The sequence below is a fragment of the Paraburkholderia pallida genome (genome assembly GCF_004524855.1).
GTDB lineage: Bacteria > Pseudomonadota > Gammaproteobacteria > Burkholderiales > Burkholderiaceae > Paraburkholderia > Paraburkholderia oxyphila.
In genome coordinates, this window is record NZ_CP038152.1 from 555,012 (window position 1) to 578,305 (window position 23,294).

At 59.6% G+C, this 23,294-nt stretch carries 26 protein-coding genes and 3 pseudogenes; 20 read left to right on the forward strand and 9 right to left on the reverse strand.

Going from position 1 to position 23,294, the window contains the following annotated elements; all coding sequences use genetic code 11:
- Nucleotides 1-25 precede the first annotated feature (25 nt).
- Nucleotides 26-790 (forward strand): SDR family NAD(P)-dependent oxidoreductase, encoded by a 765-nt coding sequence (locus E1956_RS45295; RefSeq protein WP_134760604.1) that lies wholly within the window; start codon nucleotides 26-28, stop codon nucleotides 788-790.
- A 93-nt stretch (nucleotides 791-883) separates the two neighbouring features.
- Here E1956_RS45295 and E1956_RS45300 read toward each other — a convergent pair whose 3' ends face one another.
- From E1956_RS45300 to cyoA, 3 genes and pseudogenes are all read right to left on the reverse strand, one after another.
- Entirely contained in the window at nucleotides 884-1,321 is a 438-nt protein-coding gene (locus E1956_RS45300; RefSeq protein ID WP_134760606.1) for a helix-turn-helix domain-containing protein, read from the reverse strand.
- 183 nt (nucleotides 1,322-1,504) lie between these two features.
- Nucleotides 1,505-1,813 (reverse strand): annotated as a pseudogene (locus E1956_RS45305) (cytochrome o ubiquinol oxidase subunit I); the annotation flags it as partial.
- Between the two features lie 7 nt (nucleotides 1,814-1,820).
- Nucleotides 1,821-2,708, reverse strand: coding sequence for a ubiquinol oxidase subunit II (gene cyoA, locus E1956_RS45310; RefSeq protein ID WP_134760608.1), 888 nt, complete (start codon nucleotides 2,706-2,708; stop codon nucleotides 1,821-1,823).
- Nucleotides 2,709-3,039: 331 nt separating this feature from the next.
- Between cyoA and E1956_RS46615 the strand changes: the two genes are divergently transcribed.
- The 3 genes from E1956_RS46615 to E1956_RS45325 are packed head-to-tail and all read left to right on the forward strand — an operon-like array spanning nucleotide 3,040 to nucleotide 4,029.
- Nucleotides 3,040-3,360, forward strand: a complete 321-nt coding sequence (locus E1956_RS46615) for a DDE-type integrase/transposase/recombinase (protein ID WP_167760365.1) — start codon at nucleotides 3,040-3,042, stop codon at nucleotides 3,358-3,360.
- A complete protein-coding gene (locus E1956_RS47930) occupies nucleotides 3,258-3,617 on the forward strand; it encodes an integrase core domain-containing protein (protein WP_134760612.1) in 360 nt (119 codons plus the stop codon). Before E1956_RS46615 ends, E1956_RS47930 begins: the two co-directional genes overlap by 103 nt.
- A gap of 7 nt (nucleotides 3,618-3,624) precedes the next feature.
- Nucleotides 3,625-4,029: a DUF3331 domain-containing protein gene (locus E1956_RS45325; protein WP_134760614.1), complete on the forward strand. Its 405-nt coding sequence runs from the start codon at nucleotides 3,625-3,627 to the stop codon at nucleotides 4,027-4,029.
- A gap of 102 nt (nucleotides 4,030-4,131) precedes the next feature.
- Here E1956_RS45325 and E1956_RS45330 read toward each other — a convergent pair.
- From E1956_RS45330 to E1956_RS45345, 4 genes and pseudogenes are all read right to left on the reverse strand, one after another.
- Nucleotides 4,132-4,519: pseudogene (locus E1956_RS45330) on the reverse strand (DoxX family protein).
- Between the two features lie 195 nt (nucleotides 4,520-4,714).
- Complete coding sequence (locus tag E1956_RS45335; protein WP_134760616.1) at nucleotides 4,715-4,978, reverse strand: hypothetical protein; 264 nt, start codon at nucleotides 4,976-4,978, stop codon at nucleotides 4,715-4,717.
- A gap of 514 nt (nucleotides 4,979-5,492) precedes the next feature.
- Nucleotides 5,493-5,750 carry a type II secretion system protein GspG gene (locus E1956_RS45340; RefSeq protein WP_418789379.1) on the reverse strand — a complete coding sequence of 86 codons (258 nt, stop codon included), beginning with the start codon at nucleotides 5,748-5,750 and terminating at the stop codon, nucleotides 5,493-5,495.
- A 197-nt stretch (nucleotides 5,751-5,947) separates the two neighbouring features.
- Nucleotides 5,948-6,859 carry a LysR family transcriptional regulator gene (locus E1956_RS45345; RefSeq protein WP_134760618.1) on the reverse strand — a complete coding sequence of 304 codons (912 nt, stop codon included), beginning with the start codon at nucleotides 6,857-6,859 and terminating at the stop codon, nucleotides 5,948-5,950.
- A 124-nt stretch (nucleotides 6,860-6,983) separates the two neighbouring features.
- Between E1956_RS45345 and E1956_RS45350 the strand changes: the two genes are divergently transcribed.
- From E1956_RS45350 to E1956_RS45365, 4 genes are all read left to right on the forward strand, one after another.
- Nucleotides 6,984-10,382 carry a molybdopterin-dependent oxidoreductase gene (locus tag E1956_RS45350; protein ID WP_134760620.1) on the forward strand — a complete coding sequence of 1,133 codons (3,399 nt, stop codon included), beginning with the start codon at nucleotides 6,984-6,986 and terminating at the stop codon, nucleotides 10,380-10,382.
- A 51-nt stretch (nucleotides 10,383-10,433) separates the two neighbouring features.
- The gene (locus E1956_RS45355) at nucleotides 10,434-11,882 is read left to right on the forward strand and encodes a short-chain fatty acid transporter (protein ID WP_134760622.1); all 1,449 of its coding nucleotides are present in this window, start codon (nucleotides 10,434-10,436) and stop codon (nucleotides 11,880-11,882) included.
- A gap of 25 nt (nucleotides 11,883-11,907) precedes the next feature.
- Nucleotides 11,908-12,855: a bifunctional Delta(1)-pyrroline-2-carboxylate/Delta(1)-piperideine-2-carboxylate reductase gene (gene lhpI, locus E1956_RS45360; RefSeq protein WP_134760624.1), complete on the forward strand. Its 948-nt coding sequence runs from the start codon at nucleotides 11,908-11,910 to the stop codon at nucleotides 12,853-12,855.
- A gap of 547 nt (nucleotides 12,856-13,402) precedes the next feature.
- Nucleotides 13,403-13,603 carry a hypothetical protein gene (locus tag E1956_RS45365; protein ID WP_134760626.1) on the forward strand — a complete coding sequence of 67 codons (201 nt, stop codon included), beginning with the start codon at nucleotides 13,403-13,405 and terminating at the stop codon, nucleotides 13,601-13,603.
- A gap of 619 nt (nucleotides 13,604-14,222) precedes the next feature.
- On the opposite strand, the gene E1956_RS45370 is transcribed toward E1956_RS45365, so the two are convergent.
- The gene (locus E1956_RS45370; RefSeq protein ID WP_167760367.1) at nucleotides 14,223-14,651 is read right to left on the reverse strand and encodes a hypothetical protein; all 429 of its coding nucleotides are present in this window, start codon (nucleotides 14,649-14,651) and stop codon (nucleotides 14,223-14,225) included.
- A 427-nt stretch (nucleotides 14,652-15,078) separates the two neighbouring features.
- Here E1956_RS45370 and tnpA point away from each other — a divergent pair, with 427 nt between their 5' ends.
- The 3 genes and pseudogenes from tnpA to tnpC all read left to right on the forward strand — a co-directional run.
- Nucleotides 15,079-15,558, forward strand: coding sequence for an IS66-like element accessory protein TnpA (tnpA, locus tag E1956_RS45375; protein ID WP_134760628.1), 480 nt, complete (start codon nucleotides 15,079-15,081; stop codon nucleotides 15,556-15,558).
- Complete coding sequence (gene tnpB, locus E1956_RS45380; protein WP_134760630.1) at nucleotides 15,558-15,911, forward strand: IS66 family insertion sequence element accessory protein TnpB; 354 nt, start codon at nucleotides 15,558-15,560, stop codon at nucleotides 15,909-15,911. The genes tnpA and tnpB overlap by 1 nt, the downstream gene beginning before the upstream one ends.
- A 99-nt stretch (nucleotides 15,912-16,010) precedes the next feature.
- A pseudogene (gene tnpC, locus E1956_RS45385) lies at nucleotides 16,011-17,009 on the forward strand (IS66 family transposase); the annotation flags it as partial.
- Between the two features lie 34 nt (nucleotides 17,010-17,043).
- Here tnpC and E1956_RS47935 read toward each other — a convergent pair.
- Nucleotides 17,044-17,691, reverse strand: a complete 648-nt coding sequence (locus E1956_RS47935; RefSeq protein ID WP_134760902.1) for a tyrosine-type recombinase/integrase — start codon at nucleotides 17,689-17,691, stop codon at nucleotides 17,044-17,046.
- A 486-nt stretch (nucleotides 17,692-18,177) separates the two neighbouring features.
- On the opposite strand from E1956_RS47935, the gene E1956_RS45395 reads away from it, so the two are divergent.
- From E1956_RS45395 to E1956_RS45435, 9 genes are all read left to right on the forward strand, one after another.
- Nucleotides 18,178-18,861 (forward strand): tyrosine-type recombinase/integrase, encoded by a 684-nt coding sequence (locus E1956_RS45395; RefSeq protein WP_134760632.1) that lies wholly within the window; start codon nucleotides 18,178-18,180, stop codon nucleotides 18,859-18,861.
- 424 nt (nucleotides 18,862-19,285) lie between these two features.
- Complete coding sequence (locus E1956_RS45400) at nucleotides 19,286-19,531, forward strand: AbrB/MazE/SpoVT family DNA-binding domain-containing protein (RefSeq protein ID WP_028224935.1); 246 nt, start codon at nucleotides 19,286-19,288, stop codon at nucleotides 19,529-19,531.
- On the forward strand, nucleotides 19,528-19,926 hold the full coding sequence (locus E1956_RS45405; RefSeq protein ID WP_134760634.1) for a PIN domain-containing protein: 399 nt from the start codon (nucleotides 19,528-19,530) through the stop codon (nucleotides 19,924-19,926). Before E1956_RS45400 ends, E1956_RS45405 begins: the two co-directional genes overlap by 4 nt.
- Nucleotides 19,927-19,967: 41 nt before the next feature.
- Entirely contained in the window at nucleotides 19,968-20,258 is a 291-nt protein-coding gene (locus tag E1956_RS45410; protein WP_134760636.1) for a DUF2471 family protein, read from the forward strand.
- Nucleotides 20,259-20,448: 190 nt separating this feature from the next.
- The gene (locus E1956_RS45415; protein ID WP_134760638.1) at nucleotides 20,449-21,081 is read left to right on the forward strand and encodes a hypothetical protein; all 633 of its coding nucleotides are present in this window, start codon (nucleotides 20,449-20,451) and stop codon (nucleotides 21,079-21,081) included.
- 220 nt (nucleotides 21,082-21,301) lie between these two features.
- The gene (locus tag E1956_RS45420; protein ID WP_134760640.1) at nucleotides 21,302-22,087 is read left to right on the forward strand and encodes an FRG domain-containing protein; all 786 of its coding nucleotides are present in this window, start codon (nucleotides 21,302-21,304) and stop codon (nucleotides 22,085-22,087) included.
- Nucleotides 22,084-22,284, forward strand: a complete 201-nt coding sequence (locus E1956_RS45425; protein WP_232072535.1) for a hypothetical protein — start codon at nucleotides 22,084-22,086, stop codon at nucleotides 22,282-22,284. The genes E1956_RS45420 and E1956_RS45425 overlap by 4 nt, the downstream gene beginning before the upstream one ends.
- A gap of 95 nt (nucleotides 22,285-22,379) precedes the next feature.
- Nucleotides 22,380-22,571, forward strand: a complete 192-nt coding sequence (locus tag E1956_RS45430) for a hypothetical protein (RefSeq protein ID WP_134760642.1) — start codon at nucleotides 22,380-22,382, stop codon at nucleotides 22,569-22,571.
- A gap of 10 nt (nucleotides 22,572-22,581) precedes the next feature.
- A complete protein-coding gene (locus tag E1956_RS45435) occupies nucleotides 22,582-23,151 on the forward strand; it encodes a hypothetical protein (protein ID WP_134760644.1) in 570 nt (189 codons plus the stop codon).
- The last annotated feature ends 143 nt before the right edge of the window (nucleotides 23,152-23,294 follow it).

Sequence of the window (23,294 nt, forward strand, 5' to 3'; positions counted from 1 at the left end):
ACCGGCTTGGTACGTCACGACGAACATGCCATTGACCAAAGCCGGGAAACTGAAGAAATTAGAAAGGCTCAGAGACATGGCTTCTAACCCTTCCACCACGAACAAGACGATCATCATTTGCGGTTACGGCGTCGCCGTTTCTCGCGCTGTTGCCGGCAGGTTCGGGGCCGAAGGCTTCCAGCTTGCTTTGGTAGCCCGCGATGGCGCTAGGCTATCAAAGGCCGCAGATGAATTCGCCAGAGCTGGCGTACTTGCGCAGGCCTTTCCCTGCGATCTCTCGGATAGGTCCGCAATCACCAGAATGATCGGTCAAGTTCGCGAACGAATGGGGCCAATCACCGTGCTGCACTGGAACGCCTACAGTCCGATCGCTGGCGACCTCGCCAGCGTGGACGTCGCCGAACTGAGCACGTTGCTGACGCTAGGTGTGACTAATCTCGTGGAGGCAGTTCAACTTGCGTTGCCCGACCTGCGTAACGCTAACGGTCAAGGCGCCGTTCTTATCACCGGTGGCGGTGCTGCGTTGTACGATCCCAAAATTGACAATGCCGTCGTCGCGATTCGTTCAATGGGCGTCGCGGTCACCAAGGCCGCCCAGCACAAGCTTACCGGCTTACTGCACAGCAGACTCAAGGACGAGGGCGTCTATGTTGGCGAGGTGGTGATCTTTGGCGCAGTCAGAGGCACGCTTCGTGATCAAGGCTATGCGACCATTGAGCCAACAGTCGTTGCAGAGCGATTTTGGGACCTCTTTCAATCTCGCGAACAAGTCTGGTCGACAGTTGAGTGAGCCATTTCAAAAGCGACAGACGCTGCGGGGTTGTTGCCGATGGAGGTGTGGCGGTAGCCGAGTGTTGGCGAGCGTCTAAATTTGACCCACTGGTCAAATCTGCTCGCCCGTTAACACCTCAGTTGTGCAATCGCCCGTGCGGCCTCCTTCATCGGCGAGCACGCCCACAACCCTGAGAGTCCTATCGCGATTGAGGCCCTGCCAACGCCCGTAGTGACCACCGGCCGAGTCCTGTTCAACCAGCCCAGCCCTGGTGAGGCTCACCAGATAGCGGTGCACTTTCCCGACTGGCATGCCACATTTCGCCGCTAATTGCCGAAGAGGAACGGCTCGTCCAAAAGTCACAAGCGCCGTCATAATCTCCGCCCCGATTTCGACCGACTGTATCCCTGGGCGCTGATCGTCGGCTTGTTCTTCCTGCTCGGGGCTATTTTTCGATTCTGCCTTCATTGCTTTCCCTTCATAGATTGGTCTGAAGGGTATCGGTTGGAATTCGCCACGAGAGTTGTCGCAGCGATCGTCTCCGACCATTACGGGAAATTCCTGGAGGAGCCACCCGGTCCGAATAGCGAGCGTAGCAGCGATTTGCAGCGCGCCTTGCAGGAACTCGATTTTCTGCCTGCAACATGGTTTGGTTGGCGAATTTCTCTACCATGCCCCCGGAGTGGCTTGCTTGGCACGCATTTGAGGTGGATTTTCAGTTTATGGGGGTTGAGTGAAGATCTGGTCGTAGTGGTGCGGCGGCAGATAGCCCGGCGCGTTGTACGCGAGCGCGAGCTGGGTACGCATCATGATCGCGTCGGCGAAGCCGCGCAGCAGCATAATGAGGGCGAGGACGATGTACATCACGCCCAGACGCTTGTGGTCGACGCTCGTCAGCCACTCCGTCCACAGATATTTCCACTTACCGAGGTAAGTGATGCCACCGAGCACCAATGCGCCGATGAGCGCCATGCCGATCATCGTGCCGACGATAATCGGCTCGTGATACGGAATGGCATCCAGTGTAAGTTTTCCGAACATGCCTGGTTTACCCCTTGGTCACGCACGACGGGTCACTGAAATTCGTGACGTGGCCGTTGTTGTACTTCGCGATGATGTTGTTGAAGAGCTTCGGGTCGACCGTCGAGAAGTACTCAACCGGAGCCTTCTCGCTCGGCTGTGCGACCGTTGCGTATTGATCCATGGAAAGCTGCGTCTGCGACGCCTTCACCTTCTGGACCCACGCGTCGAAGTCTTGCTGGCTGGTGGCGAGCGTGCGGAACTTCATGTCCGAGAAGCCCTTGCCGCTGAAGTTCGCCGAGAGGCCGGCGTAGTCGCCAGCGTGATCGGCGATCAGGTGCAGACGCGTCTGCATGCCAGCCATCGCATAAACCTGGGTGCCAAGCTGCGGGATGAAGAACGAGTTCATCACCGAGTCCGACGTGATGCTGAAGTTCACCGGCGTGCCAACGGGCACGGCCAGCTGGTTCACCGTCGCGATACCAAGATCCGGGTAGATGAACAGCCACTTCCAGTCGAGCGCCACAACTTCGACGTTGATCGGCTTGACGTTGGATTCGAGCGGCTTGTAGGGGTCGAGCTCGTGCGCGGTGTTCCACGTGAGCACGCCGAGGAACAGAATGATCAGCGTCGGGATGGTCCAGACGACGATTTCGATCGCCGTCGAGTGCGACCACTTCGGCGCGTAGGTGGCGCTACGGTTCGATGCGCGATAGCGGTACGCGAACCAGAGCGTCAGGATGATCACGGGGATCACAACAATCAGCATGGCCCATGTGGAGGTAGCGATCAGCTGCTTTTCCGCCACGCCCACGCTTCCCTTGGGGTCGAGTAATGCCAACTTGCACCCCGAGAGCAATGTGGTTCCAGCAAGTCCAGCGCAAGTCCAGATACCTGGGGCTAATCTATCATTCATTGTGGCATTCTCCTCATACGATCACGCTCGCCTCGCCTTTGTTGCGCCGAATCAAGAATTCAAGTAGATATTAGTAAGTAATACCTCTGCGATGAAATGTCTGATTTCACAAATCACTATTACTGGACTATGGGATGCGTCTGTCTGTCGCAGCAGACGAATCTATATTTGCAAGCACATGTCCCTGTTGTACGGCCCACACCTTACAAATCTCACGAAGAGGCCTTTGTCGCGAAGTTCCAATTGTCTTTCAATGAGATATTTTGGAGAACATAAATCCAAACTACGCCCCATTCGGGCAACGACATCAAACGAAAGCGGGTTACGGGCGATGGACTTCGTCGCGGATGCGTTGTCGAATGGCCGACGCGTCAGGATGCTGACCATTATTGACGCATGGAATCGTGGGTATCCGCACATCGAGGTCGACTTCTCGCTGACGGGTGTTCGCGTGGCGCGCGTACTTGAGCAGCTATGTCAGCGGGGACGGCGCCCGAGTCTGACTCAGGTTGATAACGGGCCGGAGTTCGTCAGCAAGGCGCTCGATGCATGGGCGCACGAACATGCCGTCAAACTGCAGTTCGTCCTTCCGTGCAAGCCGATGGAAAACGCGCACATCGAGAGCCTCAACGGCCGGCTCCGCGAAGAGTGATTTACGATGTGCGCAAGCGAATCGAAGCGTGGCTCGCGGACTACAATTCGGTGCGCCCGCACAGTGCCTTGGGGCTGGACCAATCCGGCAACTGCATCAACCGAAATCCTGACCCGGATTTTGGCAGGCGAGGACACAGTTACCGCGCAGTCGCCAGATATGTCTATCATGCTACGAGGGCAGGGCGCGGTCTCAAGACTGCTCTGCGGGCCGGGAACGGGCAGCTTAGACGCATATTAAATGCACTGGGGAGTTGAACCGCTCATGAAGCATACAACGCAATGGAGCGCCATCATCGCCTCCTTAAGTGGTTATTCTGGCCACGTGACTGTCGCTGGTGCGGCCGCCCTGCCATCCGCGAACGTCCCGTTTCGCGTGCCCGCTAAATCCTTCTGCAACCGCGGCTATCCTGTCGTATCTATCGAGAAGGTTGATGAGGAAGCCATTCTGGTGTCATGGAGTGACGCGACCGGCGGCCGCTATCTCGACCAGAACTGGCGGGCAGGCCGCTCGCGCGGCAGTGGCCAGTGTGCGCTCACGAAGATGCCAATCAGAAAAGGCGACAAGGTATTCCGGCCGTTTTGTCGTAGCAAGATTCATCCGTCCAATTCGGGTGAGATGATTCCGGCTTCAGCTATCGAATCCTTGAAAGAAGCGTCCGCACTGTAGCAATAAGCGTTTTGATGTACGAAGGGTAGCGCTCATGTACCGGCTGTCGAGCGTGAGCGCATGAGCACCGCCGGAAGGCACGCAGAAGTGAGAATAGGCGTCTCACGTATAAGCATGTGAAACGCTTGCCAGCGCTAAGATGTCGTCCGATTGTCTCCAGTCGAGAGAGAACCGGCCCGGACCCGATACCGTGAGCAGCAGACGGCCGACGACGATACGATGTTCGTGTAGAGGTTAATCGTGTACGCGTACTGCTCCATTCCGGTCATCGTCCAATAGCGGTGGCCAATGAATGCGGTTCCGATCGTGTACAGGCCGAGCAGCAATGCGAGCGGGTGTGTGTAGAAGCCGATTGCAATCAGCACACCGACAGCGAATTCCATGACCACTGCCACCATGCTGCGAGGCCAGGTGCAGGACTGCCGACGCTGGCCATGTAGCCCACAGTTCCGTCGAATCCCGTCAGTCTTTGCGAACCGAAGAGAACCATGAGCAGCACGCGCGAGACAAGTAGCACGGTATCGCTTTCGCCTGCGCTTCAGGGATGGTTTTGGGGACGCTTTTCAGCGTGACCTGCGCGCTCACGATTTTAATACTGGGCTCGAAGCATGGACATCAAGTCTCGATCTTGAGGGTGGCGCTCACGCCTGCCGGCGGGCCTTTGCCGACTGATAAACATTGTGAATTACTCACCAAAGTAGATCGGTTTCATGCCGTCGTTGGCGTCGGGGCGAATCGATGCACGGATCGCATGCTCCAGCGAGTGGGCCGAATGATCCAGTGCTTGAAACGGATGATGTGAACCCGACGCCGACGTCCCATCGGCCACACCACCGTAGCTAGACACAGCGGCGTTGTTCACGGCGGCGCTAGCGTTCGACTGAGCAAACGAAACGGCCGGGACGCTGAGTACCGCGGCAACGGCAATGGCTTGAATGAGCGATTTCATGGTGAACCTCCAGTCTTGGTTTCGCTACGAACGGTTGTCCGTAGCAGGTGTTACCAAGTCTAGGAAAGCGACCGCTCCTAATTAAGCATCCTGTTCGCAAAAATGAGTTTCCAATTTAGGGGTTAACCCTCGGTTCGATCTGATCCCAATTTGAGACTGCCTGGCCAGCGTTACACGGTACATGCTGCACGGCGCTACCCACGAGGTAACTGATTGAGGGCCACAGATAGCCTTAAGCCACTGGAGCGCGGGCGTACCGGTGAACAAACTTGCAAGCGAGTTCCTCACGGTTGTCGACAATCCGTGCGGAAGCAGCGAACGTCGCTTCCTGGCTGAACCGGAAATCGAAGCTGGTCGTCGGACACTCTGACGCAAGTCAACGTCGAGCTTCCGTAGACGTTCAGGGTTGTTCTTCGGAGTCGAGCCGCCTTCCGAATCTCAGAGAGGTGACGTAAGCCGAGGACCTCTTGAGGCCGGTCCTTGCGACGCAGACGATGCAACTATTCCCATGAGCCTACGTCGGCGTCGTTTCCTTCGCCGCCTTGCCTGGCGTCCTGGCCATAGCTGAAAACTCGACCTCACCATGCACACCCGGATTGAGATACAGATAAGCATTGCCCCACGGGTCGTCTGGCAAGCGCGCAAGATAGCCGCCTTCCTTCCAGACACTCGGGATCGGATCGGTGTTGGACTTTTCAATCAGCGCATGCAGGCCTTGCGCCTGTGTCGGATAGCGGCCGTTGTCGCGACGATAGTTATTCAAGGCATGCATGATTGTGGCTGTGACGCTGTCTGGCTCACCTGGGATCAGAAACGCGTGATTGCACACGTGCTCTTCGAGGTTGAACGAATAAAAGAGCGGCTCTCATCATCTCGTTTGCCTCAACATAGCTGATACCCCTATCGATCGCTCACGCCAGCCAAAGAAATTGTCGAGTTTTTCAAGACTATGCAGATAGGGGCGGCCGATCACGACGAACTGTGCTTCCACGACCTGAACAGATCCAGTAGCGCCCTGACCTGACGGCTCAAGGTCACATCACGACGCCATACTGCGCCCACGTCCATGGTCGGCACCGCGACGCTCAAATCCCTGCGGCTGATGCGATTGCCTTCCAGCGACCACGGCCGGTAAACGAGATCCGAAAGAATGGTCACGCCCTCGCCCAGCGCGACGAGACTGCGCACCGCCTCGATTGACGTGCTCTGCATGCGCACGCGTGGCGAGACGCCGTGCTTTCCCCAGTAGCGCGCGACCGTCTGCACGTGCTCGTCCATGTCGAGCAAAAGATAGTTCTCCTGCGCGATGTCTTCCAGCGTCACACGCTGCGCTTCGAGCAACGGATGATCGGGCGGCGTCCACAAGCGGCGCGGCGAGCGAATCATGGTTTCGCACTTCAGCTCGTCGTGCAGCGCGGTATTGGAGACGAGCAGTAGCGCCATGTCCAGTTCGCCGTCGAGCAACTGGCGTTCGATGATTTCGCGCTCGCGCTCGATGATCTCCACCTGCAGATTACGGAAGCGGCGCGTAACGGACGACATCAACGATGGCAGCAGATACGCGGAAATCGTCTCCGTCATGCCGATACGCGCCAGCCCCGAGATCTGCTCTGGCACTTCCTGCGCCGCGACCACCGCCTCCTGCACCGATTGTCGCGCCTGCTGTACGTGCCGCATAAAGCGCACGCCCGCATCAGTGAGGCGCACGCCTTTGGCATGGCGTGCCAGCAGCGGCACGCCGACCGCGTCTTCCAGGTTTTGCAGTGCGATGGTCATCGACGACTGCGAAACGTTGCACAGATTCGACGAATGCGAAATCTGCCCGGTGTCGGCGACGGATAAAAAGTACTCGATCTGGCGCAGGGTGATCTGGCGCGACATGTGCAATGGCTCCGAATGCGGCCTGAATGTGAGGTATTGAAAAACTCTATATTGCCGGATCAAAAATATGAATTTGGCATCGGTTCTGGTTTCGTAGCATAGCCCTATGGAACCCGGAGACGAGATGGAAGCACAGGAAAAAAAGGGCTACTGCACACTTTGCCGCTCGCGCTGCGGCACGATCAACATCGTGCGGGGCGATCAGTTGACGGAAGTGCGCCCCGACCGCGAACACCCGACAGGCCACGCGATGTGCCTGAAAGGCAAGTCTGCGCCGGAGCTCGTGCATAGCCCCCACCGCGTGCTTCATCCGATGCGCCGCACCGCGCCCAAAGGCGCTGACGATCCCCGCTGGGTGCGCATCGGCTGGGACGAGGCGCTCGACGAAATCGCGGCGAAACTCGACAAGTTTCGCCGCGAATACGGCGCGGAATCGGTTGCATTCGGCGTGACGACACCCAGCGGCACGCCGATGAGCGACAGCATCGACTGGGTCGAACGCTTCATCTGGTCCTACGGCAGCCCCAACATCTGCTACGCGACGGAAATCTGCAACTGGCATAAGGACGTCGCGCATGCGTTCACGTTCGGCTGCGGCATTCCTGTTGCCGATTACCGCCACGCCGAAGTCATTCTCCTGTGGGGCACGAACCCCGCCAACACGTGGCTCGCGCAGGCCGATGCCATTGCGGCAGGACGCCGGAATGGCGCAAAGCTGATCGTCGCCGATCCGCGTCCGACAGCCCTCGCGCGCGAAGCCGACGTCTGGCTGCGCGTGCGTCCCGGTACCGACGCCGCGTTGGCGATGGGCATCGCGCGTCGCATCATCGACACCCACAGCTATGACGACGCGTTCGTGCGCGCATGGACCAATGCGCCTCTGCTGGTGCGGCGCGACGACGGCCATTTTCTGCGCGAGCGGGATATCGATCCCCGGGCACCGGCGAATCGCTATGTCGTATGGAACACGACGCTCGGCCGAGCGCAAGTGCTCGGGGAGCAAGCGCATACGACGCCCGACGACCTGGCGCTCGGCGGCCTGTACACAGTCGCCGACGTTGAATGCGAACCTGCGTTCGCGTGCTATCGACGCGCCCTCGATGATTTCACGCCCGAGCGCGTCGAAGCCATCACCGGCGTCGCTCCCGATGCGCTCGAACGCGCAGCCGCGCTGCTCGCGCCGGGTAGGCGTATCGCGTATCACGCATGGTCGGGCGTCGGCCAGCATACCAATGCGACGCAGACCGAGCGCGCCATCGCGACGCTCTACGCGCTGACGGGGGCCTTCGACACGCGCGGCTCGAATCGCGAGTTCGTCAAGCAGCCGGCCAATGCCGTGAGCACGTACGCGCTTTGTGCCCCGCAGCAGCGCGCCAAGGCGCTCGGCCTCGACGAGCGTCCATTAGGACCGCCTGCGCAAGGCTGGATCACGGCGCGCGACATGTATCGCGCGATGCTCGAAGGCGAACCGTACAAAGTGCGTGCCCTGTTCGCGTTCGGCACCAATCCACTTGTCTCGCAGCCCGATGCCGAATCTGCGCACGCCGCGCTGAGTCAGCTTGAATTTCACGTGCATTGCGATCTTTACGACACGCCGTCGTCGCGTTACGCGGACATCTTTCTGCCGATCAACACGCCTTGGGAACGCGAGGGCTTGCGCATCGGCTTCGAGATCGACGAGCGCGCGGTGGAACTCGTGCAACTGCGGCAACGCATGGTGCCCCCGCGTGGCGAAAGCCGCGCCGACTACGACATCGTGTTCGCGCTCGCGACGCGTCTGGGCATGCACGACGCGTTCTTCGGTGGCAGCATCGAGGCAGGATGGAATCACATGCTTGCGCCGCTCGGCCTCGATGTGGCGACGTTACGCGCGCATCCCGAAGGCATTTCGCGCCCCCTCGAACAGCGCGAGAAGCAATACGCGTTGCCATTGCACGACGGCCCGCGCGGCTTTCGCACGGACACGCTGCGCGTGGAGCTGTATTCGGAAAAGCTGTTGCGGCATGGCTATCCGCCGGTGCCGGCGTATGTACCGCCAGCCGGCCTCGCAAAAAACGCGCGCGACCCGGCCTATCCCTATGTGCTCACGTCGACGAAAAACGGCTATTACTGTCACAGCCAGCATCGCGGCGTCACGCGGCTGCGCAAGCGCGCGCCGTATCCATTGGTCGAAATGAGCGCGGTGCTCGCGGCAAAGAAAGCCATCGAGAACGACGACTGGGTGATCCTGAGCACCGCAAGCGGCTCGGCGCGTTTCGTCGCGCGTATCGAGGATGCGCTCGCCGATGACGTGCTCGTTGCCGAGTATGGCTGGTGGCAGGCATGCGACGAACTCGGCATGCAAGGATTCAATGCGCGCGGCAAGCTCAACAGCAACTTCAGCAATCTGGTGTCGGGCGGGCGATACGATCCGCTGTCCGGCTCGATGCCGATGCGTGCGCTTGCCTGCGATTTGCAGCCCGATCCGTCGTTCGAACGCAAGCGACGCGCGTGGAAGGGCTGGCGCGCTTTCGTCGTAACGAAGCTCGCCAACGAAGCCGAAGGTGTGCGCACGGTCACGTTCACCGCGAAAGACGGTGGCCAGCTGCCCGACTATCTGCCGGGACAGCACGTGAGCGTGCATGTCGCAACACTCGGGGAACGCGGCACCACGCGGGCCTATTCGCTCGTCGGCCATGCGAAGGAACGCGGCCGCCGCACCTACACGATCTCCGTGCGCCATCAGCTGGACGGCGCGATGTCGAGCCACGTCCATCGCGAACTCGCCGTCGGCGACGACGTGAAGCTGCGCGCGCCGGGGGGCACCTTCGTCCTGCCGATGCGTTCGCGCCAACCCGTGGTGATGTTCGCGGGCGGCATCGGTATCACGCCGTTCATTTCGTATCTGGAATCGCTTGCGCGCGATACCGCGACGAAGCAGCGCGCGGAAGCGTGGCTTTTCTATGCGAACCGTGACGGCGCGGCGCATGCGTTCAAACAGCGCATTGAGGCTTTGTGTGAAGAATGGCCTGCATTGCACGTGTTCGACTGCTATGCGCATCCGCGTCCGGCGCTCGATATGGCCAGCATCGACTACGACCGCGCGGGCTATCTCGACGCCTGCGTGATCGACGACGATCTGATCCGACGCCGCGCGCGCTTCTACCTGTGCGGCCCCGAGCCGATGATGACGTCCATCATCGACGGGCTCGTCGCGCGCGGCGTGCCCGCTTTCGACATCTTCAAGGAAGCGTTCCGCTCACCGTCGCAGCCCCGCGCCGACGCCTCGCAAGCCTTCTCGGTCACCTTCGCGCGCTCTGGGAAAACCGCGCGATGGACGCCGGTGCAAGGCAGCCTGCTCGCGTTCGCTGAAAGCATCGGCGTGTCCTTGCCGAGTGGTTGCCGCGTCGGCCAGTGCGAAAGCTGCGCGGTGCGTATCGCCCAGGGCGCAACCGACCACCTTTCGGGCAACGCCCCCGAGGAACCCGACATGTGCTTCGCATGCCAGGCGATTCCGCTATCGGATCTTGTCATCGAGGCATGACGATTCATCTATACCAACACACCAGCAAATAGGCTTGAAGGGAACGTCATCATGGAACAGGTCACACAGGCAAAGCCGCTACCGTCCGGTTCGGGCGCGGGCAACACGATGGAACGCACGGCCGCGCGCGTCACTCGCTGGGCTGAACGATGGTTTCCCGATGCCTATATCTTCGCGGCGATCGCCGTGATCGTCGTCGCGCTGGGCGCACTGGCGATCGGCGCTCCGATGCAGCGCGTGGGCATCGCGTTCGGCGACGGCTTCTGGAGCCTCATCCCCTTCACGATGCAGATGGCCGTCGTCGCGATCTCGGGCTACGTGGTCGCGGTGTCGCCGCCCGCGTCGAAGATGATCGCGTGGCTCGCGCACCTGCCAAAGAGCGGGCGCGGCGCAGTGATGTTCGTCGCATTCGTGAGCATCGCCATGTCGCTCTTCAACTGGGCGATCAGCCTCGTGTTCAGCGGCCTGCTGGTGCGCGCGCTCGCACGCCGCGCGGACCTGCGCATGGACTATCGGGCAGCGGGTGCAGCGGCCTATCTCGGCATGGGCGCGACGTGGGCGCTCGGCCTCAGTTCGGCGGCCGCGCAGTTGCAGGCGAACGCCGACAGCCTGCCGAAAGCGCTGCTGGCGATCACCGGCGTGATCCCGTTCTCTGAAACGATCTTCCTGCCGCAGTCGATGTTGATCGTCGCGGCGCTGACCATCGCGTCACTCGCGATCGCGGGCCTGTCCGCCCCGGTCGGCGACCGCGCGCGCACGGCGCACGATCTTGGCGTGTCGCTCGACGACATCGACATGAACGTGGCGAAGCCCGCACGCCCCGGCGAATGGCTCGAATACAGCCCGCTCGTGACGATCCTGATCGTGCTGCTCGGCGTTGTGTGGATCAGTCATGAGTTCACGGCGAAGAACCCTTTGCTCGCAATCTCAAACCTCAACACGTACAACTTCGTCTTCATTCTGCTCGGCATGCTACTCAACTGGCGTCCGCGCCGCTTCCTGAACGCGGTCGCGAAATCCGTGCCGTCGACGGCGGGCGTGCTGATCCAGTTTCCGCTCTACGGCGGCATCGCATTCATCCTCACCAAAGCTGCGGCGCCCGCCGGCCTGCCTTTGTCGGAGCATCTCGCGCATTTTTTTGTCGCGATCTCGTCGCAAGCTTCGTTTCCTGCAGTGATGGGCGCGTACTCCGCAATTCTCGGCTTCTTCGTGCCGTCGGGCGGCGGCAAGTGGATCATCGAAGCGCCCTACGTGATCGAAGCGGCGAAGTCCCTGCAAGTGCATCTCGGCTGGGCCGTGCAGGTCTACAACGCGGCCGAGGCGCTGCCCAACCTCATCAACCCGTTCTGGATGCTGCCGCTGCTCGGTGTGCTTGGGCTGCGCGCAAAGGACGTGGTCGGCTTTACGTTCACGCAGCTTATCGTGCATATCCCGCTCGTTGTGTTCATGCTGTGGGCGCTCGCGCCGACACTGACCTACCACGCGCCTGTCATGCCCTGAAGCACATCACAAGGAAAGTCTGCAAATGAAGATTCTGGATTCGACCATCACGCGTGACGCACTCCCGTTTCCCGAACTGATCGATGCATTGCGCGAGATGTTCGTCGAAGGCTGTCACGTGCCGCTGCGTCACAACCACAAGATCGCGACCGGCAGCGACGAAAGCGACGAAGGCACCGTACTCATCATGCCCGCATGGCAGGACGGGCGGTATCTCGGCATCAAGACGGTCAACGTATTTCCCGGCAATGCGGCGCTCGGCTTGCCGGGCCTGCACTCGACCTATGTGCTCTACGATGCCCGCACCGGCGCGCCGCTCGCCCAGCTCGACGGCAACGAGATCACGTCGCGCCGCACGGCTGCCGCGTCGGCACTTGCGGCGAGCTATCTCGCGCGAAAGAATGCCTCGCGCATGACACTGCTCGGCGCGGGGCGCGTGGGGAGTCTCGTGCCGCAAGCGTATCGCGCCGTGCTGCCGATTCGGGAAGTCGATGTGTGGGATGCGATTCCGGCAGCCTCGAAACGTCTTGTCGCGCGTCTGAACGAACTCGGATTCCATGCGCGCGTCGCCGACAATCTGCCGGAAAGCGTGGCGCACGCCGATGTCGTGACCTGTGCGACGCTCGCCACCGAGCCAGTCGTGTGTGGCGAATGGCTCGCTCCGGGCTCGCATCTCGACCTCATCGGCAGCTTTACGCCCGCGATGCGCGAAGCCGACGATGCGTGCTTCACGGAGGCAACGCTGTTCGTCGATACACCGGAAGCGTTCCAGAAGTCCGGCGATCTGCTTGGGCCACTGCAGCGCAAAGTCGTCGCCGATCCAGAGCGTTGGCCGACGCTGGAAATGTTGTGCAGGGGGCAGGCGTTGGGTCGCGCCAACGACACGGAACGCACGGTGTTCAAGGCGGTGGGCACGGCACTCGAAGACCTCGCGGCAGCGGCACTGGTCTATGAACGATGCGTTCGTGTGTAGCGAGGCCGCACGCTCGAGCCGATGGAAACCCCGCGCGCCTGGGAGCTTCGGAACAAGCCATGCTATTGGCACAACCGAGAAGCGCCGTCAATCTCGATTTGGAGATAAGGCGGTTACTTGCCGTCCGTCGTCTTCGTGGCTACTCCGATGGTGAGTCTCGAACTGAAGCACGCGGTGCCACGTTAGAGCGGTACTTTTACGCGCGCGTACGCCGAAGCGGTGGAGGTGAGCGCGAGTCGACGGGGAGCGACTATCCGGTAGATCACCGCCAGCGGCGAACCGTACATAGGGGGCAGTGAAGTTAAGTGGCAGGTGAACAGCAAAGCAGACGGACCTGAAGTAAGAGCGGGGGATAAACATGCCCTGTCATCAGTTTTCCAACTTCGTTCAGGTAAGTGATGGCCGCGCACGAACTCGCATCATCGCGATCTGCGATGCGATGCGCTTTGCGAGGAACACACCCGGATGGCATGACATCTGCGTAGTGTGCTGCAGGCAGCTGGCCGCTTGTCCGTTCCTGCAACCCTCTTGTTCAAGGAGACACACCATGAACACGCTAACTATCAACGACCTCGAGGAATCTGGAGAACTTGATCACCAGGAGATGAGCAACATTCTAGGTGGCCGGATGAAAATCATCGGCCAGCCCGCCGGCTCGCTCCTCACGTCCCCTGATGGAGACCCCGTTGGCGTGTATGTCGATGGCATGCTGCAAAACTCCGTCACCGACGGCTACTACCACGGTTGACAGCAAGGAGGCGCACAGTCCTGCGCGCGTGAGGCCGTATGGCTAGTTCGTGCGTGACCGCACCCTCGAGGTTCGAATAGAGTCACACGAGCGGCCCCGCGATTCAGAACGCGATTGCGCACACGCAAGAATGGTAGACAGATCAATTGGTGGACGCACGGGACACGCAGTCGCGCTGCCTGGTACAGTTGAAGCCGAACGACAATCTGTCACAAGCGGAGATGACCGGGTGTCGCCGTGCCGGGGACGCTGTGTCGCGATCGGGAAAATTCACGCCGAGAGCGCCGCGATGATGGTGATCTAAGTCAGACGGGAACAAATTCGAAAAACGAACACTCTTGGGCCTCGGCGGAATCGGAGGCTTCCAGGTGAGTGCGCCGGTGCCCAACGTACAGGTGGCAAAGACGATGTGCTTCCACGGAGAGCGAATGGGTCATATCGACCCGTTACCGCCGGTTGAGACGCTTGAGTTGAAAGAGCACGTATCAGAGCGAACCGGCCGTTTGAGTGACGGATGTGCGCGATGCGCGAGGTGGAAACTGGCCGAACTTGATATGACAAATCGCGAGATTACCGAGCACGACGGTACCGGTGAGACACGTTCAGAGAGTTGGACTGCCTACTTCTGACAAACAACGGCAGTCAGGACGAGCGGTATGACTTCGTTCACTGTCGCGGGACTTCCCATTTCCCGAACGCGTTCGCTCACCTCGTCTTTCCCAGCCACCACGACAACCCCGTAGATCTCATTGGTGGTGTGACTGCGCTGGGCGAACATGTCGTCGTTCGGGGAGAAACCGAATACGGCCCGGACCTTGAATCCTAGTGCTGTGAGATCGCTCGTTGGACTCGGCTGAAACGCGTTGACTGAGTTATCAGACACTTTCATCGGCTTCGAGGCGATCTCCCCCGCGTCGACCAGTTGCCCGATAAACTCATGCGAACCGGAATGACAATCGAGACTGGCAGCGAGTTCGTGTGCGTAGATCACGTTCGAAACGAGCGTCAGGCCAATAGCGGCGCATCGGACAAGTTGAGAGAACTTCACTCGTGATATCTCCTTGGGCAATGGGTTCATTCGCGCGCGACAAGCAACAACAACTCAACAAGATGCGCTAGCCAACTTGCCGAAAAGAAGCAAAGACGCGGTAGCGTTGGTGTTCTGCATGCACTTATATAGATTAGTGCGCGCAAGCGCTGCGAGCAATATCCGTAGCTGAATAACTTAGTTGCGTCGCGCGATACGATCCGCACTGTTGGACTCCCCGCTGCGAGTCGGTCAAGTTCGCTCGAACTCATGCCGATAACCCTCATCTCCTGTCTGACCGTCGTCATCGCCTTGTCGCACTCAACCGTAAATGTTTCCAATCATGACCGTATATAGCCTTACCGTAAGCGCGAAATAATGCACACCTAGCCTCAGCAGTCGGAAAGAGGCAAGCTGCGTCCGCAGACTTGAATTGCGGACGCAGATAATGACCGACACTGACTTTGACTTTCTTCCCCTGCGGGTGATCAAGACATGTGCCGATGGCAAGCATCGATACGATCCCGAGGGCAAACGCAAGCTTATCGAGGCTTGCCGGCGGCCTGGTGCATCGCTGGCTGGTCTGGCGCTGAAGGCCTGCGTGAACGCAAACCAACTGCACAAGTGGGTGCGTCTGGAGGAGCGGCGAGAACGCGCTGCTGACGCGACTGCTGACGTTGGGCAACCGTCGTCGGCATTTGCAGCGGTCGTCACGGTCGACGAGGCGTCCTCGATATTGGCCCCGAGGGTCGCAGTGCCGCGGGAGCAGCAATCAACGCCACAGCGCGAACTGTTTCAGCCTTCACGCCCGGCACCGACCGCGCGCCTGTCAGCGACGTTGCCCAACGGGGTCGTCGTCGAGCTCGAGTGTTCCGGCCGCGATGCTTCACTCGTGAGCGCGATGATCGCCGCACTGGGAGCGCCCTGATGTTCCGCTTCGATCATGACCTGCTGGTGTACCTGCATCGCGAGCCGATCGACTTCCGCGCCGGACTGAACACGCTGGTGACGCTGGTCGAGCAGTCGATGCAGCTTGACCCGCTCACGCGAGCCGTCTTCGGGTTCCACAACCGCAAGCGCGACCGCGTGAAACTTCTTCTCTATGATCGCGCGGGGTTCTGGCTCATGATGAAACGACTCGAGGCAGACCGGTTTGCCTGGCCCCGTCGCCAGCAGACCGTGGTCGAACTCACGACAGAACAGCTTCACCTGCTGCTCGACGGCGTCGATCTCGACGCGCTGCGCCGCCACCCAGCACGGCAATACTGCCACGCGAGCTGAAGCCCGGTATCGCCGCCGTTGCAGGTAAACAACGGTGGCCCCAGTTGTTACACATTCGCGTAAACCTGTTTGGCTCTTCGATTCGCTATCGTGGAGCGCATGTCCCCTCCAGATCTCCCCCGACTCCCGCGCACCGCCAAGGCCTATATCCACAAGCTGGAAGAGCGCGTGGCGGCTGATGCGCAGCTCATTGCCGAGCGCGACGCCAGGATTGACGAATTGACCCGGCGCCTGGACGCGCTTGAGGAGCAATATCGTCTTGCGCTGGCCCGGCAGTACGCACCGAAGAGTGAGAAGCGCAAGGACCGCGTGTTCAACGAGGCGGAACAGACCGTCCAGGATGAACCTGAAGAAGAGGACGCCGGCGAAGTGCCCGTGTTGCCGGACACCGGGTTGCCCGAGGTCAAGCCTGCCGAAACACGCAAGCCCGGACGCCAGCCGCTGTCTGCGGATCTGCCGCGCGAGCGCATCGAGTACGACCTGCCCGAAGAGCGCAAGAGCTGCCCGTGCTGCGGCGAGGCAATGCACCGCATGGGCGAGGAGACCAGCGAGCAGTTGCACATGGAAGTCAAGGTATCGGTGCTGCAACATGCGCGCTTCAAGTATGCATGCCGGCACTGCGAGCGTCATGGCATGCGCACGCCGATCGTGATCGCGCCCATGCCGGCACAACCCTTGCCGGGCAGCCACGCGAGCCCGTCGATGATCGCCGCTGTCACGCTTGGCAAGTATGTCGATGGCACGCCGTTGTACTGGATGGAGGATGTGCTCGCGCGCTCAAACATCGCGGTCAGCCGTGGTACGTTGGCGAACTGGATCATCCGCCCCGCCGAGTTGCATTACAGCCGGCTGTATGAAGCGCTCAGGCAGATCCTGCGGGGACAGGACCGAATCCACGGTGACGAGACGACAGTCCAGGTTCTGAAGGAGGAAGGCCGGAAGGCGCAGGACACGTCGTACATGTGGGTGTACAGAAGTGCTGAGGATAGCGAACAACCGGTAGTGCTGTTCGACTATCAGACCGGGCGCGGCCAGGAGCATCCGAAAACCTTCCTTGGTGACTATGCGGGTACGCTGATGACGGACGGCTGGCCCGCGTGTGTTGGCGAGCGTCTAAATTTGACCCGGTGGGTCAAATCTGCTCGCCCGTTAACAGTTCGATGCCGGCTGCGGCCCTCACCAACGGGACGATCTTGTTGCGCACGCCCATGCCCCTCGCGTCCACGTAGCCATACGGTCTGGATTTGGGGGCCGCCCTGGCGATGGTCTTGAGTTCGGATGCAGGGTTGAATTCACATCGCCCTTCCGCGATGGCCTGCCTGAAAATCTCACGCAGCCAGCCCCGGGCTTCCTTCGATATACTCAGGGCATCCCGTTTCTCAAAGCGTTCCTGGACGCGGGCGCAGACTGCGCGGGTGATTTTCTGGAGCATCATCGAACCGATCTCGGACAGGATATCCTTGTCAAGGTAGGTGCGCATCTTACCGAGCGTTGAGCTGGCACGGCCGGCGACTTCCTTCCGCCTGTACCATCGCTCGGTGGCCGAACGGAAGAGCTTCTCCCCGGTTTCCTTCGAGAGCTTTCTGGCTGTACGTCGGTGATGACCCGGATCCGTGCCATGAGCCAGTTGGGTCCGTGCCGTAGAGGTGAGCTCACGAGCATCCTGAAGGGAAAGCGCCGGATAGGTGCCGAAGGAGATGCGCCGCTGCTTCCCGGCGAAGCTGTATCGGAAATGCCAGCTTTGGGGCCGTCGGTGGGCAAAAAGAGAAACAGGCTGCAGCCGTCCTTGAGCGTGTAGTCACGGCTGGCAGACCTGGCCAACTGGACCTGTCGGCAGTCAGAAGCATGGTAGTACATCCAGTCAGCTCGAACTTTCGATTTACTGCCCAGTGTACTACTTTGACACGCGCTTCAGCTGGATGACGATGGACCGCAAAAAGTAAAAACCCCTGCTACGACAAGGCTTTGTGGGATCTTGCTGGACTGCGTTGTACTACCTTAAACAGCTTTATGGTGCCCAGGGCGAGACTCGAATCTGCACCGCTTTTCGCAGTGTCAGAACTTGAACCAATACGCCCCGTCAGCACGGTTCGTCACATTGGGACGATGTTGTCGTGGCATAACCGTAAATCCGGTCGCCGCTTGGATCCCAACTGCGAATTTTCCGAGGTTGGCACTTTTGACCGTGTGTTACGCTTGAAAAAGAAGCCGCGCATTTTTCTCTCTGACTTGTACGTGTTTGCGCATTATTCAGGGAGGCAACAGCATGGCTACCACGATCAAGCGGGCGGCAGTTCTTCGGCCCGGACAGATTTCTCACCTACTTCGTGCAACTGACGCGACCAGCCGCTTTCCAGAGCGCGATGCCTTGATCATCCTGCTTGGATTCGGTGTTGGTTTGCGCATTTCTGAGACGGCCCAGATCACGGCCGCCGACGTGATGTTCCCCGATGGGCGCATTCGTAAAGAGGTCAGCGCTCGCGAGGCGATCACAAAAGGATGCCGACAACGTACCGTCTATTTCACAAGCCCGAAGCTCATCGCCGCACTTGAGCGCTATCTAGCGTTTCGCGTTGAGCACGATCTGGGCACCACGCTTGCCCCCGCACGTTATCGCGGCATGCAGCCGAAATTACCCTTGATTTTGAGTCGCAAGGGGTATCCCTATTCACTGAATCGTAAGGTGCGTACGTCGGCTGCTGGAGAGAAGATCGACTACTGGGCAGCCGATTCGCTTCAGGCCTACGTGACGAAGCTCTACAGGGACGCCGGACTGAAGGGCGCTTCATCACATTCCGGCCGACGGTCCTTTGCATCCCGCCTTATCTATCGTGGCGCGGATGTGGAAACGGTGAGTCTACTGCTGGGGCACCAGTCGATTGATGATACGCTCCGCTATATCGAGCCGAGTCCGGCGATCATGCGCCGGGCTTGCGAGGATGTGATCTGAACCTGTCGGCGTATCACATCTGCAGCCGTTCGGCCATCATCTCGTCCGCCGGCAGCAGCTGCGGCATCGCGCGGGCGGCCTCCATGTCCGTCGTACGGAGCCACTCGTCGTAGTCGTCAGGCGTAGGATGACCATGGAGCGCTTTTCGTGTCTGGAGCGGTGCACGCGTCCCATGACGGAGTGACCCTCGGCGTCGGTCAGCCATCGTGACGCCGTTCAGGAGCCCCTGAGGCGTCTCATCGCATTTCCAGAGCCCTGCAGCGGCGAACGGCCCGCCGCTGTTGAGACCACACCAGGAGCTAGACGTTCTTGCCCGCCCCACATTTCTGCCCGGCTGCGTGGCGCCCAGCCGCACCCGACGGGAGGATTTTCCTTGCTTTTGTCATCTCCTTACCATAAAGTAAGGCGTATCGGAGGGCCAATCATGCCGTCAGCAACCATTACATCGAAGGGCCAGGTCACGATTCCGGTGGACGTGCGCAACCAGCTTGGCCTGGAATCCGGCGACCGGATCGAATTCAGCTTCAACGAGGAGTCGGGCCGGTACGAGGTTTATCCGGCCACGCGCGCACTCGCGTCGCTCAAGGGCATTGTGAAGAAGCCCGCCAAGCCAGTATCGATCGAGGACATGAACCGCGCCATCGCCGAGCAGGGAGCGTCCGCACGATGATCGGACTGGATACGAACGTCCTGGTCCGCTACTTCGCTCAGGACGACGCCGTGCAGTCGAAGCGGGCGACGGCGCTCATGGAGTCCCTGTCGGCCGAGCGCCCCGGTTACGTCTCGCAAGTCGCGCTGGTCGAACTCGTGTGGGTGCTCGCGCGTTGCTACGGCGTCGAGCGCGGACAGTTGAAGGACATCCTCGAATCCATGGTCGGGACGAAGGAACTGCTCGTCGAAGCGGCGGATACGGTGCGCAAGGCCCTGCGAGTTTTTGCGGCGTCCGACAAGGCAGATTTTGCGGATTGCCTGATCGAGCGGTCTGGGCACGTGGCCGACTGTGAATACACGGCAACCTTCGATGTGACTGCATCGAAAGTCGCAGGAATGCAGTTGGTCAAGTAATCGCGGCTCAGGCCGATATCAGGGATTGCGAGGACCAGAAAATGGATGTGCTGTTTTCCGCCAATGCGGCGGTACAGGAAGCCGTGACGGGGGTGGTGCAGCGTCACCGCGCCGCGGGTGTGCTCATGTGGGCGCTCCTGCACAGGATTGAGGCGGAAGTGCTCACGCAGGTGGCAGCAACCGGCAAGCACAGCACACGCATTCTCGACATGCTTCGTGCGCCTGCCGCGCTTGACTACCCGAAGGACGATCGACCGGTGTCGTTCGAAGGCCATGATTTTGTTCCAATTGTCTTCGGTGCGATTGATGACGCATGGCGAAGGGTTCACTGATCAGGGAAAGCAGGAGGGCTCATGTTGCAGAGGTGGATTGGACGGCTTGCATGCCTTATCGGGCGGCATCAATGGGCGCTGGGAACACACTACCACTACATACTTAACGATAGCGGCATTCATTTTCACGAATGCGGCCGCTGCGGTAAGGGGCGCTCAAGCTAAAAATCGGAAAGCGACAGGAAGAGCGATGAGCTACGACGAGCGCGACGCGGCGATGGATGAAATGTACGAGCGTATCGGCGAAGAGCTGTATCCAGAGCACCGCGTCCAGGCGATTACCGAGTTCACGGCGGACCGCCTAGGCTCGTACTATCTAGCCAATCCAATGGTTATGCGACCCGCCGTCGATGCTCTCCAAGAGGCGAAGCGCCTCAAGGCTAACGGACATCACTCAGCCGCCGTCGTGTTTTGCGCCACGACAATCGAGTTGCTCTTGAAGGCCACGCTTTTGCAGCCCATCGTCTATGGCCTTGTCCATAACGATGGTCTGGCTGACATCATCGTAAAGCACGCCCTTGGGCAGACAGGTTTTGATCGCTACCGAAATCTTTTGTCGCGTCTCTTTCAAGAGCTGGCGAATCTGGACATCGCAAAGGTAAGTCGTGATGGTGTTTCGGTCACACTCATTGATGAGAGCCGGCGCGTGCAAGATTTGCGGAATGACATCATTCACAAAGGTCAGACATGTGACGCAGCCGCTGCCGAAAATGCTTTCGATGTGGCTGTAGCCGTCTTCGAGAAGATCGTTGTAGATGTGCTTTGGTCGATCGGCTTAGCTGTCGGTGAGAAAGGTCACATCGCCCCACGGCAATTCACGTAGGAAAACAGGAGCTAAGAAGTGCATATTTTGGAAATGAGCACTGCCCGTCGAGTTGCGGATGCCATTAAGGACGAACGAAATCCCGTGGTTCAGAATGACGCCATGAGGCAACGCGAACAGTGGATGCTCGAAGCAGACACTGGCACTCTTCAAATGAGCGCGGAGATACGAGAGCTGCTGGAGCAAGCGTAGGAATATCGCGACAAGGAAAACGATCAAAATGCGTATTGCGTCGAGCATCGGAACGGCATCGAATCTAGAGGAGTATCTGTCGCTCGTGAACCGGCAGGTAGAGTCACACGGCGCGCCTTTTGGCACAAACGCCTACCTATTTCGCGGTCAAGCTGACGAAGCATGGCCGCTCGCACCTGGCATAGAACGTCATCGACGTGTTTCCGCGAGCACAGAGAATCGGATGCTTGAAGAGTTCAAGCGGCGTGCAGTTCCTTACGTCGAGTCATCGCATTCACTATCGGATCTGGATTGGCTGTCTATCGCCCAGCATCACGGAATGCCGACCCGCTTGCTCGACTGGACTGCTAATGCGTTGTGCGCGTTGTGGTTCGCGATCCACAAGCCTGTTGAACTCGTTGAAACACCGGGCCTCCGGTGCGCCGCTGTATGGATGCTCTTGTGCCGCACCGACGACTGGATACGCGATGACGAACGCGGAGCTCCTCTCCAAATCAGAGGCACGAAACTCTTCGAGCCTGCTCATATCTCACGTCGGATCTGCGCTCAGGACGGATTCTTCACTGTGCGTGCGAGAGAACCTAGCGGCTCCAATTCCCGGCTTATGCCGCTCGACGTGGATCCCGGATATTGTGAGATGCTCGGCTATATTAAAGTGCCATCGACCTCATTCGGACTCGTACGCGGGCAACTGCAAGTCGAAGGTATCACGCTGGCGACGCTTTTCCCGGACCTTGACGGTGTGGCCCGTGCGGTGGCTGCGACGCATTGTTACCCAGACGATCAAATGCAGATCGCGGGGGAGATGCGATGAACAACACAACGGAAAACGCAATGCGAATCACGCTCGACAGTGCCAAGGCGATCTATCGCAAGGCGATTGACTCGCGCGCAAGTGACGGCGAAGGTGCGGCATGGTGGGATGAGGTTGCGGACGAAGTTCGCGACGTAATCGTCGCAAGCTCGTTGAGTGATGCGGCGGCGGTGATCGAATGGTGGCATCACGACTGAACAGCGGCATCCGACACACCGCGCGATGCGGCTAGGCGGATACGAGAGGCCGGCCGAGCGCTGCGACTTAACGCATAGGAAGTCGATGCCGCGCGATGCAGACCTCCTCCGACGAGCGCGGCGCGCTGGAAGTTTCATTGCTGGATTTGCTCGACGACCGGGACGCGGTGACTGCTCAGTTGAGCGATAGGGTTCCTACCTGGCTCGAGGCGGAACTGGCGTGCGACGGGTTGCAGATCTACCTAGAGCGACATGGTGTTTGGATCCTCGCGCCTCTTGACGATTAGGAAAATGGGTATGACATTAGTTGATGTCCTTATTGCACTCCTTGCTTTCCTGATCGGTGTTGTCGTGCGAGAGTTCCTGCCCGGGTATTTCAGGAAAAAGGGCGAAAACCTAGCAACGAAAGAGGACGTCGCTGAAATCACGAATTTGCAAAAGGCAGTCGAGCATCGATTCAATGAACTGCTCGAAAATTCGAAACAACGTCACGCATTGCGTGTAGCTGCGCTTGACCAACGCCTCGCCGCGCATCAACAAGCGTTCTCGCTATGGCGCGAACTGTTGTCGAATACCCATAGCGAGAAGATCGGTCCGGTCGTACTCCGTTGCCAAACGTGGTGGGAGCAGAACTGCCTTTACTTGGAGCCGGTCGTCAGAGACGCATTCGTACGGGCGTACTCGGCCGCTCACTCGCACCATGCATACACAGAGGCACGCGCAAACTCTACGATCATTCAAGACAACTGGAACGAGATATCAAACTTCCCGAAGGTCTTGTTCGAAGCGATCCAACTGCCACCGTTAAGGCAGGCCGACGCGGAAAATGTTCTATCGGAACGCGGCGCGACCGATGTAAATGACTAGGAAAACAATATGGAAGTTAAAGTCACAGTCGATGGCCGAGCATATGCCGCAGAGGTTCACGAGGTCGATGGTGCTGTCACGGTTATCACGGACGCTGGAGGTACAGAAACGGCGACCATCGGTGGCAGCAGCGTCGAGTCGAT